Below are 13,858 nucleotides of genomic sequence, written 5' to 3'. Positions count from 1 at the left end.
GGAGGATACGACATGACTATCAAGAATATCATCATTGCCACCGGTCTGGTTCTTTCCGTCGCAGCGGCCGCCTTTGCTGAGGAGCCCTCCAAAGCTTCGGCCGGCTCGAACGCCGTCTCCGCAGCGACCGCCCCGAGTGCCGGCGCACCTGCGGTAGCCGCATCGGCAGCCCAGACTCAGGCCCCGGCCGCAGCGCCCGCCCCGGCCAAGAAGAGGGAGCTCAAGGCAGACAAAACCATCACCCTCACCATGTTTGCCGTCATCATCGGCATCACCCTGGGCGTTGTCGTCTGGGCCGCCCGGCACACCAAGACCGCCGCCGACTTCTACGCCGCCGGCGGCGGCATCACCGGCACCCAGAACGGCTGGGCCATTGCCGGCGACTATATGTCGGCGGCCTCCTTCCTGGGGATTTCCGGCCTGATTTCCCTCTACGGCTATGACGGCTTCATGTACTCGGTCGGCTGGCTTGTAGCCTACATCACCGTGCTCCTGATCGTGGCCGAGCCGTGCCGCAACGCCGGCAAGTACACCCTGGGGGATATCCTCTCCTTCCGCACCGAGCCCAAGCCGGTACGCGCCGTGGCCGCCATCTCGACCGTGGCCGTCTCGACCTTCTACCTGACCGCCCAGATGGTCGGCGCCGGCAAGCTGATGGCGCTCCTGGTCGGCGTTCCCTACAAGACCGCCATCGTCGGCGTCGGTATCCTGATGGTCGGCTACGTCGTGTTCGGCGGCATGACCGCCACCACCTGGGTCCAGATCATCAAGGCCGGCCTGCTCATGTCCGGCGCCTTTCTGCTGTCGGTCCTGGTTTTGGCCAAGGCCGGTTTCAACCCGATCGGTTTCTTCAACGACATCGTCAACAGCCCCGACGTTCAGGACCACGTTTCCAAACTGGTGTTAAAGGATGGGATTACCCTGACCGGTACGGAGGCGGGCCAACGCTTCCTTGAGCCGGGCCTGTTCATGAAGGCGCCGCTGGACCAGATCTCCCTCGGTATGGCCCTGGTGTTCGGCACCGCCGGCATGCCGCACATCCTGATGCGCTTCTTCACCGTGCCCACGGCCCAGGCCGCCCGCAAGTCGGTCATCGTTGCCATGTGGCTCATCGGCCTGTTCTACGTCCTGACCACTCTGCTCGGTTTCGGCGCCGCCATCCACGTGACCCCCCAGGGCATCACACAGGTTGACCCGGGCGGCAACATGGCCACCCTGCTCCTGGCTCAGCAGTTGGGCGCGGACATCGCCCCCATCGTCGGTGACCTCTTCCTGGCCTTCCTCTGCTCGGTCGCCTTCGCCACCATCCTGGCGGTCGTCTCCGGTCTGGTTCTGGCCGCCTCTGCCGCCATTGCCCACGACATCTACGTCAACGTGATCAAGGACGGCCATGCCGACCAGCACGAGCAGGTCATGGCTGCCCGCATCACCTCGTTGGTCGTCGGCGCAGTCGGGATCGTCATCGGTCTCATGGCGGAAAAAGCCAACGTCGCCCACCTGGTGGCCCTGGCCTTCGCCGTGGCCTCCTCCGGCAACCTGCCGGTGGTCATCCTGTCGCTCTTCTGGAAAAAATTCAACACCGCCGGCGTCATCTCCGGCCTGGTGGTCGGTACGGTCGCTTCCATCGGCCTGGTGATGGTCTCCCCCAATATGACCTATCCCAAGGTGGTTGCAGCCGGGGCGCAGAAGGTCATCACCGCTCTGGAGAAGAAACAGGCCGCTCTGCCCATGGGCGCCCAGCTTGACGAGAAGGACGCCAAGGCCCTCGCCAAGGCAAAGGTCGATTATGTGAAGAACAAGGACGGCACGTCCATCATGGGGCTGGATAAACCGATCCTGACCCTGAAGAACCCGGGCATCATCTCCATCCCGCTCGGTTTCCTGGCAGCTATCTTTGGAGCCCTGGCATTCCCCAGCAGGCGTTCCGAAGAGATGTTCGACGAGATCTATGTCCGTCAGAACACCGGCATCGGCATGGCCAAGGCCATCGACCACTGATGGTGTAATATTCGATAGCATGTGTATAATGGGGAAAGCTGCGGCTTTCCCCATTTTTTACTTTTCAGGGAGCCACCATGATGCGAATGTCACGGTCTATGCCGGCAACCGAGGAAACGGTGGCGGCCCTTCACTCCCCTGTCGAGGCGCCCCACCGCGATATTCTGGGGTCGTTGCCCGATCTGCGCCGTATCGGCCGTTATTGTACGGCAGCCGATATCAGTCGTTTCCTGCGGAGCATCTCCGCTGTTTTGGATGAAGACCGACAACGTTTGACGGGGTGGCACGCCGAATGCGACCGACTCATACGATCTATTGCCGACGCCGGGCACCGTGAGCTGAAAGACATCCATGAAGCCCTGAACCGGATAGAGGTCGAGCGCTTCCTCCTGCTTTTTTCCGTCGCATCCCTTCATCACAACTGTACCCATTACCGGGACGAATTGGCCAAACGCGCCATGACGGTGGTGGCCGAAGAGCTTGAAAACAGGGGCCGCCCCGTGCCACCGGTCCCGTTTGCCCTGGTCAGTATGGGCAGCGATGGGCGCGAGGAACAGACCCTGATTACGGACCAGGATTACCTGATCGTCTACGGCGACGGTGGCGGCGAGGAGGCGGACAGCTATTTCCTGGATTACTCCACGCTGTTGGTGGACCGGTTGGAGGAGGCCGGCTTCAAGCGTTGCACCGGCGGCATCATGCCGACAAACCTGACCTGGCGAGGTTCTCTTGCCCAGTGGCGCAAGCGCCTTTTGGCCATTGTCAGGTATGAGGTGGATGATTACGGCAAGAACATGATGGATCTGATCGTTCTCTCCGATGCGCGTTGCGTTGCCGGAGACCGCTCCATAGCCCAAGAACTCATCGGGTTGATCAGGGGGATGGAGCGGGATTACTTTCAGGTTTTGTGGGGGATGGCCCGGGCGGCAACGGAGATGAGACTGGCGCTGGGATTCATGAAGCGGCTCTGGACCGAGGGGAGCGGCGAGCACAAGGGGGAATTCAATCTGAAGCTTTTGGCCTGGGCCCCCTTGGTGATGAATATACGTATTCTCGCCATTAACCAGGGGGTGCCGGCGACAAATACCGTGGAGCGTATCGCTTTTCTCGAAAAGGAAGGGAGCTTTTCGGCGGAGATGGCCCAAGGTTTACGCGAGGCGTATTACATCCTGACCAAATACCGCATCCTCATGCAGATCAACGTGATCAAGGGGATCCAGAGCGATTCCCACTATCTGAACCCCTACCGGCTGCCTGCCGAAGAGCACGAAAAGATCCGTCATGCGATTGTCGGGATCGAGGAGTTGCAGAAGATCATCCACACGAATTTTTCGATCATGTAGAGATCCGTGTCGATTCCGGCGGATGCGTATCGCAAACGCGCCGGATTGGGCGAACATCGGTTCGCCGCGACAAGTGAAACAGAGCCTGAATAGTAAAAAGGGAGTGTCTTGCGACACTCCCTTTTTGATGGTGCAGACTTTGTTGGTGCCGAAACTACTGACGTTTTTTGCCAGCGGCCTTTTTGGCTTTTACTACCGGCGCCTTGCTCGTCCAGTTATTCAGGTCATGGGCGATGTTGTGGCAATCCTGGCATTTGGGGAACTTGGTCAGGATACCTGCCGGATGCGGAGTGCCGTGGCAATCCTGGCACTTAGGCAGCATCTTGTGTTTGTTCTGGTGGCACGTTACGCACAGGAGCTTGCCATGCTTCGTTTTGCTGGCCGACAGGAACGACATGGCGTTCTTGTGGCAGGCGGCGCAGTTCTTGTTGGGGAGAGACGAGCCATAAGTGACCACCTTCGGCATGTGGGCCTTATGGCAGTTCTTGCAATCGGCAGCGGTCATGTCGCTGGAGTGGGGCTTGTGACATTGGGTGCACAGGGGGATCTTGCCATGCACGTCGTGACAGAAGGAACAGTTCAGGGCGGTGTGTTTGCTCTTGTTTTCCCTGAGTTGCTTAATCTGGCCGCTGTGGCAGGAAAGACAGGGGTCGGTCACGTTGCGGCCGAAGGAAATGTCCTTGGGCTTATGCGGATTTTTGTGACAGGAGAGGCATCCCGCAAGCTTGTAGTGCGGCTTGTCGGAGTGGCACATGCTGCACTTGGGAATCGGTTTTTTGACTGCGGGGGGATGGCCGATGTGGCAGTCCAGACAGGATACGCTTGTTTTGTGAGCTCCCCCAGCAGCCGCAATGTCTGCCGGGGGCTGGGCATGGCACTTGACGCAGTCAAGGTTGACAAGCGCCGTAGCGGAGTCTGCTGCCCATGCGCCACCAGCGAGGCTGACGGCCAGGGAGAGTGCTGCCAAAAAACGAGCTGCAATTTTCATTTTTCCTCCTTCATGTCAATTGAATAAAATCGGGGCTAATTATAGACAAAATAAGGCGAATTTTGCAACAGGCATTTTGTCGGGCCGTGGCGTTTGGCTGTTGTCACAATTATGTGTGCGTCTTTATTTTATGGGATATTATGCAATTAATTGGTTTTTTATGTATTAATTATATAAAAAATAGTTGACAGTTTTTCAAATTGTTGTAAATAGATGATCAAGCTAAAAAAAGAGGCGGTACGGTATTACTATGAAATGCACAAATCAGGTGAAGGCGATCCGCGAATCAAAGCTTATGAGCAAGTCGGAACTTGCCCGCAAAGCTGGCGTGTCTGCGCTCACGGTGGACCGGATCGAGCGGGGAGAAAGCTGCCGCCTTGAAACCAAACGAAAAATTATCCTTGCATTGGGCTACTCGCTAGATGACAAAAATAAGGTTTTTCAGGATTAACGACAACGGGAACCTGATATGTTTCTTTTTAGAAAGCAAAAAGACGTCATCGGAATAGACATTGGCTCCAGTTCGGTAAAGCTGGTGCAGATCAAATGCCTCAAAGATGCTTTTCAGCTTCTCAATGTGGGCATTGTGCCGCTTCCGCCGGAAGCTATCGTGGACAACACGCTTATCGATAGCGCCTCTATTGTTGCAGCGCTAAAAAGCCTGACGGCAAGTCTGGGGGTCAAGGTCAGGGACGTCGCCTGCTCGATCTCGGGCAACTCCGTCATCATCCGCAAGATCACCCTTGCCGCGATGCCGGTCGAGGAGCTGGAAGACCAGATTACGTGGGAAGCGGAACAATACATCCCGTTTGACATCAATGACGTCAATATGGATTTTCAGATACTTTCGCCCGACAGTATCGATTCCACCAAGATGAATGTGCTGCTCGTTGCCAGCAAAAAGGACATAATCAACGACTATGTGGCTGTTTTCAACGAAGCGGCCATGCAGCTGTCCGTGGTTGATGTGGATTCATTCGCCGTACAGAATGCCTTTGAAATCAATCACGATGTCGGCCCGGACGAGGTTGTGGCGCTCATAAATATTGGCGCCAACATCATGAATATCAACATAGTCAAAGACGGCATCACGCTTTTGACCCGCGATGTCCAGATGGGTGGCAATCTTTATACCGAAGAGATTCAGAAACAGATGGGCCTGGGCAGCGCTGAAGCGGAATCGGCAAAGCTCCTGGCCCATGAAGCGCAAAACAGCGCCCTACTGGATGTCCTGGGCAAGGTGAACGACACCCTTACCCAGGAGATACGCCGTTCGCTCGATTTTTACAACTCTACGGCAAACGAGGACCGTATTACCAAGATATTCGTGAGCGGGGGATGTTCCAAGGTCTATCGTTTGAATGAAACGGTGAGTGAAAAACTGAGCTTGCCGGTTGAGATCATTAACCCGTTTGCAAAGCTCAAGTATAATGAAAAGGATTTTGACCCTGAATACCTTCAGGAAATCGGCCCGCTCATGGCGGTAAGCGTTGGGCTTGCCATAAGGAGGGCAGGGGACAAATGATCAAGATCAACTTATTGCCGGTTCGTGCCGCGAAAAAGAAAGAGACGGCCGTCCAGCAGATCTCCATCTTCTGCGTTAGTCTGCTGCTGGTGGCTGTGGTTGTGGTGTCCTTATATGTCGTTAAGCGGATGCAAATTGCTTCCGCACAGACGGACATTACGGCAGCCAATGAAAAAATCGGGGCGTTGAAGAAGAGGATCGGCAAGCTTGAAGAGCTCAAAACCCTGAAGGACCAGGTGAAGAAAAAGCTGGATGTCCTGGCACAGTTGCGCAAAAACAAAACCGGCCCGGCCGAGCGGTTGGCCACGTTAAGCGACATTACCCCCGAGCAGCTTTGGCTTACCAGCTACACGGAAAACGGCGCCGACATCAAGTTGTCGGGCATCGCTTATACGGAAGAGTTGATAGCCTCTTTCATGCGCAGCCTCGAGGCATCCCGTGATTTCATGGGAGTCGAACTGGTCGTGTCCGAGCAGATGGAATTGGGGGGGACCAAATTGAAAAAATTTGAATTGACGTGCAAGTTGAAGTCAGCTGCCACGCCGCAGCCCGCGGCCGCCCCTAAGAAATAGCATTTTATTTGAACTAGGATGGACTGGCTATGGATCCGCAAGTCGAAAAAATTCTAAAGCTGCCGACAAAACAAAAAATCCTCATACTGGTGCTTGTGGTGATCGTAGAAGCCGCTGCGCTGCTCTATGTGCTGTACCTGCCCAAGTATAAAGAGCTGAACGGCCTGGAAGCGGACTTGTCGAGGCTCCAGAACGAGATCGATGAGAAGACCAGGGTTGCCAACAATCTTCCCCGGCTCCAACGGGAATATGACCAGCTCAACCGGGAACTCGCCCAGGCGCTGACCGAGCTCCCTAACTCCAAGGAAATTCCCTCGTTGCTGACAAGTATCACCACCCTGGGCAAGGGGGCGGGACTCGATTTCCTCGTATTCAAGCCCAAAGCGGAAGCTCCCAAGGATTTCTATGCCGAGGTGCCGGTTGACATTACCGTGTCCGGGTCGTATTACAGCGTTGCCAACTTTTTTGCCGCTGTTGCCAACCTCCCCCGCATCGTCAACATAACCAACGTGGCTTTTGCCGATATCAAGAATGTCAACAACAGGATGATGACAAAGGTTACCTGTCTCGCGACCACATTCCGCTTCCTTGATAAGAAAGAGATTAAGGATGATAAGAAGAAGCCTGCTCCCAAATAGCCGTTTCGTGGCGATCATTGTTGTCATGGGCATCGTGGCTGCCACACTGCCGGGCTGCAAGAAAAAAGAGCCGCCCGCAACGGTTGCCCCGCCGGCCAAGACCGCTGCGCCGCAACAGCCCAAACCGGTGCAAAAAGCGGTAAGTTCGGCGCTTAAGCTACAGCCGCCGCCGGTAAATCAATTCGATTTCAGCAACAAAAAAGACCCTTTCAAGCCCTTTTTGGTCGTCAAGCTGCACCCGACGCCGGCGGCGGGCAATGTGAGCAGAGCCGCCCAAAGTGGCGGCCTCCCTATCCATAGCTTCGATGTCGGCCAGTTCAAGCTGATCGGCGTGGTGACGGGTGACCGGCAAAACAAGGCAATGGTTGTTGACCCCAGCGGCAAGGGATATGTTCTCAAGGTGGGCATGACGATCGGCAAGAACAACGGCCGCATCACCTCGATCAGCAATACCGGCGTGGATGTGCTGGAGCAATTCAGAGACGACAACGGTCGGGTGCGCAAGGAAACCATCAAAATCACCCTTCCCAGGAAACAATAAGGAGTTCCGCATGAAGTGGTTTATGAGACAATCTATTGTTCTAGCCTTTGTCTTGACTGTGTCGGCAGTCTTTCTTGCGGGTGGGGCAGGCAGTGCGGAATCCGCCCCGGAGCCCGCTAAAGTCAAGCTTGCCGCCATCGAATCGATAAACGCATCCGGTGAAGGCGAAGCTGCGGAGCTTGTCGTCAAGCTTTCCTCGCCTGCCACCTATACAAGTTATAAGACCACCGCCCCGCTTCGCCTGGTGATAGATCTGTCTCAAACGACTCAAGGCGCCATTACGGCTCCGGTTACCATCAATAAGGGTAATATCAAAAACGTAAGTGTCAGCCGTTTTGACACCGCTGCCGGCACACTGACACGTATCAGCGTGGAACTGGTCAATGATATCGACGCGGTTATCTCCGCCTCCCCGGCCCGACCCGGCGAGTTGCATATCGCCTTTCCGGTTCAACATGCTTCGACTGCGGGAACGGTAACGACCGAGAAAACGGCCGGCCTCCCTGGAAAAAATTCTGCCCCGGCGGTCATGCCCGTTTCCGATGGGGCAAAGACCACAGAACCCGCCCAAGCTGGCGCCAACCTGCAGCCGGTCGTGCCCGTGGCGGCCACGAGGCGTGCCTTGAACGCCGTTACGGCAAAAGATGGCGCCATAATCCTTGCCGTCGATGGCGGCGTGGAAGAATTCAAGACGTTCAGGCTCAATAAACCCGAGCGTTATGTCATCGACCTGTTCGGCGTCACGAGTATCCTGCCCAATCGTTTTATTCCCCTGAACGCCATCGGGGTCGCCTCGGCCCGCATCGGCCTTTACCCCGACAAGACCCGCGTCGTGCTCGATGCGATCAACGGCAGTTTCCCGGAAGCCACAACCACGAAAGCTGATGAAGGGGTGCGGGTTGTCCTTACCGGCGCGCCCGGAGCGGCAAACACAGATAACGCGGCTGTCCCGCAAAAAACGTCCGCCAAGGCACCTCAAAAGACGGCGGAGCCATCGACACCCGCTCCCGCCGCACAGCCCAAGGCTGAGACGCGTACGGTAACCGGCCCCGCCACCATAGAGATGATCGACTTCCAGGTGATCGACAGTGTGTCCCGCGTTGCTGTCAAGGTAAGGGGCAATGTTGACGCCGAGCAGCCGGTGAAGACACCGGGGTATGTTACCCTGACACTGCGGAACGCCACACTTGCGAAGCGGCTGCAACGCTCCCTGGATGCCCAAGCCTTCGTTACGCCGGTTCTTCGGGTTACCCCCTTCATGGTCAAGACCCGCAAAGGCACCGACACCAAGGTGCGTATCGCGTTGCGCGTCGCCGCATCGTATGAATTCCGCCATGAAGGCGATATGTTCTATATCGATTTCAAAAATCCCGAAGGACTCACGGCAGGGTCTTTGGATCTGGGGACCCCGGAAGCACATTTCCATCCCCGGCATCCTGTCGCAAAAGATGCTGATATAACCTCTGAACTGGCACCCGCACCGGATTCTTCGGCCAAATCGGGTGAACTGGTGAAACACTACAAGGGGCGGAAGGTCACCCTTGAATTTGCCGATGCCGAAGTGCGCAAGATTTTCCAGCTCCTCTCCGAGGTCAGCGGCAAGAACTTCGTACTTGGAGACGATGTCACCGGGACGATCAGCATCAAGCTGGTGAACGTGCCGTGGGACCAGGCCCTGGACATCATCCTCGACACCAAGGGGCTCGACAAACGCGAAGAGGGAAACATCATCATCATCAAGGGCAAGGGAAAATTCAAGTCCCAGGCTGAAGAAGAACAAGAGATCAAAAAGGCTTTGACGAAATCCATTGAGCTCAAAACCGAAACCTATAGCATCAATTACGCCGATATTGGGACCATTGCCGGTCAGTTCAACGGGCTGAAAAGCGAACGCGGCGTGATTTCCCCGGATACGCGCACCAACAAGGTGATCGTCAAAGATATCCCCCAGGCTCTTGACGACATGCGCAAGCTGTTGCAGCAACTCGACGTGCCAGAAAAGCAGGTCATGATCGAAGCCCGGATTGTGGAGGCAACCTCTACCTTCACACGCTCCCTTGGCGTAAACTGGGGTATCCATTACCGCGACGGCTCTGCATCGTTTCTCGGAATCAACTCCCTGGACACCACGTTTGGCGGCGCGGTCTCGACGGTCCCGTCCACGTCCGGTGCCAGCAGCAACTCCGGGACGGCGACCGGCATTTCCTTTGGTTCGCTTGCCAGCAATATTCAGCTTGATATGCGTCTGAATGCCGCGGCAACCGCAGGGCTTGTTAAAATCGTCTCAACGCCGAAGGTCGCAACATTGAACAACAAGACCGCCAAGATCACCCAGGGACAGCAGATCCCCTACACGTCATCCACCTCCGACAAGGTTGAAACCAAGTTCGTCGAGGCGGCCCTGGCGCTGGAGGTGACACCGCATATCAACGCCAATGGGACGATCAGCATGAAGATCGACGCCAAAAACGACTCTCCCGGCGCGGTCCCGAGCGGCAGCACCGCACCATCTATCAATAAGAAACAGGCCACGACCGAGATGCTGTTGCGTGACGGAGAAACCACGGTTATCGGCGGGATTTACGTCGACAACGATACGGAATCAGATGAAGGCGTCCCGTTTTTGATGGACATCCCTTTTCTGGGAAAATTCTTTAAATCGAATTCAAAGCAGAAAACAAAGACCGAGTTGCTGATATTTATTACGCCGAGAATTTTGAGTACTATTTAGAAGCTAGTATATATCAAGGAGTGGTTTGATGAAAAATTATCATGTGCGGGTTCTGGCAATAATAAGTGTGTTTTTTTCGTTTGTTGGATGTGGTGGTGGCGGAAGCCAGAATTTGGGGCAAGGAAAGACCGTTAACCTGAGTTCATCCATTACGTCAGGTACGTCTTTGGCTGCTAGCACATCAGTATCAAATTTTTCAGATATGGCAGGACTGAGTTATACACTGACATCAGTACCTTTGAGTAATATTAACGGAACTATTACCGCCTCTGATATCGCAATAACTAATTATAAGGTTACATATACGTATACCGGTAATGCAAACTCTAGCGATAATAATAAATACCCTATCCCAGAATTTTCTCTGAATCTTGGTGGAAAGGTGCCTGCAGGTGGTACACTGTTGTTAAGCGGTTCCCCTATGATTCAGCCTGCGGTAAAAGATTATATTCAAAAAAACTATTCAGCCGTCTTTTCAAACTTTTCTGGGAATGTTCTGACGTACAATGCCACAGTTACCTTCAGTGGTAATGAAATCAATACAAACACTCCTATTTCGACGACTACGAACGCTACGGTATGGATATCGAAATAGTGTTTGATAATTAAGTTGTCACACACGAAATTGTGCCGATATCCTAGGATTCAGGTTATAGTGATGAGCGTTTGGCCTTATACAACCTGACAACTGTTAAAGAACTGTTATAAATAAATTTTTGCAGGGGGATGTTGCATAATCCCCCTGTTTTTTTTATAGTGGCTGTTCGGGTGTGACAATGGACAGCGGTGCCGCGAGGCGCTGCCGGCCAACACTCCTGAACAGCTTGAAATTTATTACGTTAAAGGTGTCATGCAACCATGAGCAAAGAACTGGCAAAAGGCTACGAGCCGCACGACGTGGAAAAAAGATGGTACGCGGAATGGGAGGCCAAGGGATACTTCCGTGCCGCCGCTACGTCGGATAAGAAACCCTTCAGCATCGTCATTCCCCCCCCCAACGTTACCGGCGCCCTGCACATGGGGCACGCCCTCAACAATACCCTGCAGGATATCCTCTGCCGCTGGAAGCGGATGCAGGGGTACAACGTGCTCTGGATGCCGGGTACCGACCATGCCGGCATTGCCACGCAAAATGTGGTGGAGCGCCAGCTTGCCGCCGAGAAGAAGGACCGCCACGAACTGGGGCGCGAGGCATTCATCGAGCGGGTCTGGAAGTGGAAGGCCGAGTCGGGCGGCCAAATCATCGGCCAGCTGAAGCGCTTGGGCGCTTCCTGCGATTGGGAGCGGGAACGCTTCACCATGGACGAAGGGTTGTCCAAGGCGGTGCGCACCGTGTTTGTCAAGCTGTACCAGGACGGCCTCATCTACCGGGACAACCGCCTGATCAACTGGTGCCCCCGCTGCCATACCGCCCTGTCGGATATCGAGGTGGAGCACGAGGACAAGAAGGGGCACCTGTGGCACATCCGCTACCCGGTGGCCGGTGAGCCGGGCAAATATGTGGTGGTGGCCACGACCCGTCCCGAAACCATGCTGGGCGATACGGCTGTGGCCGTGCACCCCGAGGATGAACGCTATCAGGCCCTGGTCGGCAAGAAGGTGATCCTGCCGTTGGTCAACCGGGAGATCCCGGTGGTGGCCGACGACTACGTGGACCGGGAGTTCGGCACCGGGGTGGTAAAGATCACGCCGGCCCACGATTTCAACGACTTCGAGGTGGGCCAGCGTCATGGCCTGGATAAGATCAACGTATTAGACGAATCCGGCATCATCAACGCCGAGGGGCGCCAGTACGAGGGGATGGACCGCTTCGAGGCCCGCAAGCGGATCGTCGAGGACCTGGAAGCGGCCGGGCTGCTGGAAAAGATCGAGGACCACGCCATGGCGGTGGGCGGTTGCTACCGCTGCAAGACCGTGGTGGAACCCTACCTCTCCCTGCAGTGGTACGTGAAGGTCGCCCCCCTGGCGGAGCGGGCCCTGGCGGCGGTGAAGGAGGGCAAAACCCGCATCCTCCCCAAACAGTGGGAAAATACCTACTACGACTGGATGGAAAACATCCGCGACTGGTGCATCTCGCGCCAGATCTGGTGGGGGCACCGCATCCCGGCCTGGTTCTGCGACCACTGCGGCGAAGTGACCGTGGCCATGGAGGCCCCGGCGACCTGCTGCAAGTGCGGGAGCGACGAGCTCCGCCAGGAGACCGATGTCCTGGATACCTGGTTTTCCTCGGCACTATGGCCCTTCTCCACCATGGGATGGCCCGAAAAGACGGCGGAACTGGCTACCTTCTACCCCACCTCCTGCCTGGTGACCGGCTTCGACATCCTCTTCTTCTGGGTGGCCCGCATGATGATGATGGGGCTGCACTTCATGGATGAGGTCCCCTTCGGTGATGTGTACATCCACGCCCTGGTGCGGGATGCCCATGGGCAGAAGATGAGCAAATCCAAGGGGAACGTGATTGACCCGCTGACGATCATCGACCAGTACGGCACCGATGCTTTCCGGTTCACCCTGGCCGCTTTTGCCGCCCAGGGGCGGGACATCAAGCTGGCCGAGGAGCGTATCGCCGGCTACCGCAATTTCTGCAACAAGGTGTGGAACGCCGCCCGGTTCACCCTGATGAACCTGGAAGGGTTTGATCCCGATACCGTGAAGTTGCAGGAGTTGCCGCTTTCCGAAGGGGATAAGTGGGTCCTGCACTGCCTGAACGAGACCGCTCGGGAGACCGGCAAGGCCCTGACGGAGTACCGCTTCAACGAGGCGGCCATGGGGCTGTACCAGTTTACCTGGAGTGAATTCTGCGACTGGTATCTGGAACTCTCCAAGAAAGACCTGTACGGCGACGACCCGCTGCGCAAGAAGACGGCCCAGTATGTGCTCTGGTACACCCTGGAACAGCTGCTGCGGCTGCTACACCCTTTCATGCCCTTCATCACCGAGGAGATCTGGCAGGCCCTGCCCGGTACGAAGGGGGCAACCATCATGCTGGCCCCGTATCCGGAACCGGTCCCGGAGCGTTCCCACCCCAAGGCGGCCGCCAACATGGAGCGGGTCATGGCGGTCATCGGCGGCATCCGCAACATCCGGGGCGAGATGGAGGTGCCCCCTGCACGCGAGATCAGCGTGATCCTCTCCTGCGGCAGCGACGAGAGCCTCAGGCTGATGAAGCACAACGAAGGGGCCATCGTCAGCCTGGCCCGGGTCGCCGACCTGGCCATGGGGCAGGGGATTGAGAAGCCGGAGGATGCCTCCATCCAGGTGGCGGGAGACGTGCAGATCTTCGTGCCGCTCAAGGGGTTGGTGGATGTGGAGGAGGAAGAGAAACGCCTGCTCAAGGAAATCGCCAAGATCGAAAAAGAGATCGACCTGTTTTCGAAGAAGCTGGAGAACCCCAGCTTTGTCGAGCGCGCCCCGGCGGATGTGGTTGCCAAGGAGCGGGAAAAGCTGGCCGAGGTGACCGACAAAAAACTGGTGTTGGAAGCGAGTCTGGAAAAGATCAGACACCTGAAGGGCTGATAC

At 56.2% G+C, this 13,858-nt stretch carries 11 protein-coding genes; 10 read left to right on the top strand and 1 reads right to left on the bottom strand.

What is annotated here, in order from left to right; all coding sequences use genetic code 11:
• Positions 1-12: 12 nt before the first annotated feature.
• Positions 13-1,998 carry a solute symporter family protein gene (locus ET418_RS15800; RefSeq protein WP_149309240.1) on the top strand — a complete coding sequence of 662 codons (1,986 nt, stop codon included), beginning with the start codon at positions 13-15 and terminating at the stop codon, positions 1,996-1,998.
• A 77-nt stretch (positions 1,999-2,075) separates the two neighbouring features.
• Positions 2,076-3,341: a putative nucleotidyltransferase substrate binding domain-containing protein gene (locus ET418_RS15795; protein ID WP_246153118.1), complete on the top strand. Its 1,266-nt coding sequence runs from the start codon at positions 2,076-2,078 to the stop codon at positions 3,339-3,341.
• A gap of 154 nt (positions 3,342-3,495) precedes the next feature.
• Here ET418_RS15795 and ET418_RS15790 read toward each other — a convergent pair whose 3' ends face one another.
• Complete coding sequence (locus tag ET418_RS15790) at positions 3,496-4,329, bottom strand: cytochrome C (RefSeq protein WP_149309238.1); 834 nt, start codon at positions 4,327-4,329, stop codon at positions 3,496-3,498.
• Between the two features lie 250 nt (positions 4,330-4,579).
• Here ET418_RS15790 and ET418_RS15785 point away from each other — a divergent pair, with 250 nt between their 5' ends.
• From ET418_RS15785 to ET418_RS15750, 8 genes are all read left to right on the top strand, one after another.
• Positions 4,580-4,780 carry a helix-turn-helix transcriptional regulator gene (locus ET418_RS15785; protein ID WP_149309236.1) on the top strand — a complete coding sequence of 67 codons (201 nt, stop codon included), beginning with the start codon at positions 4,580-4,582 and terminating at the stop codon, positions 4,778-4,780.
• A gap of 18 nt (positions 4,781-4,798) precedes the next feature.
• Entirely contained in the window at positions 4,799-5,854 is a 1,056-nt protein-coding gene (gene pilM / locus ET418_RS15780; protein ID WP_149309234.1) for a type IV pilus biogenesis protein PilM, read from the top strand.
• Complete coding sequence (locus ET418_RS15775; protein WP_149309232.1) at positions 5,851-6,426, top strand: PilN domain-containing protein; 576 nt, start codon at positions 5,851-5,853, stop codon at positions 6,424-6,426. Before pilM ends, ET418_RS15775 begins: the two co-directional genes overlap by 4 nt.
• Before the next feature lie 29 nt (positions 6,427-6,455).
• Positions 6,456-7,064 (top strand): type IV pilus inner membrane component PilO, encoded by a 609-nt coding sequence (locus tag ET418_RS15770; protein WP_149309230.1) that lies wholly within the window; start codon positions 6,456-6,458, stop codon positions 7,062-7,064.
• The gene (locus ET418_RS15765; protein WP_149309228.1) at positions 7,036-7,605 is read left to right on the top strand and encodes a pilus assembly protein PilP; all 570 of its coding nucleotides are present in this window, start codon (positions 7,036-7,038) and stop codon (positions 7,603-7,605) included. Before ET418_RS15770 ends, ET418_RS15765 begins: the two co-directional genes overlap by 29 nt.
• A 10-nt stretch (positions 7,606-7,615) precedes the next feature.
• Complete coding sequence (locus tag ET418_RS15760) at positions 7,616-10,336, top strand: type IV pilus secretin PilQ (RefSeq protein WP_188055634.1); 2,721 nt, start codon at positions 7,616-7,618, stop codon at positions 10,334-10,336.
• Between the two features lie 28 nt (positions 10,337-10,364).
• Positions 10,365-10,931 carry a hypothetical protein gene (locus ET418_RS15755; protein ID WP_149309225.1) on the top strand — a complete coding sequence of 189 codons (567 nt, stop codon included), beginning with the start codon at positions 10,365-10,367 and terminating at the stop codon, positions 10,929-10,931.
• A gap of 263 nt (positions 10,932-11,194) precedes the next feature.
• Positions 11,195-13,855, top strand: coding sequence for a valine--tRNA ligase (locus ET418_RS15750; RefSeq protein WP_149309222.1), 2,661 nt, complete (start codon positions 11,195-11,197; stop codon positions 13,853-13,855).
• The last annotated feature ends 3 nt before the right edge of the window (positions 13,856-13,858 follow it).

Source organism: Oryzomonas rubra, assembly GCF_008369015.1.
GTDB classification, from domain to species: Bacteria; Desulfobacterota; Desulfuromonadia; order Geobacterales; family Pseudopelobacteraceae; genus Oryzomonas; species Oryzomonas japonica.
The sequence above is the reverse complement of the archived record's forward strand: the minus strand, read 5'-3'. Positions and strand labels throughout refer to the sequence as shown.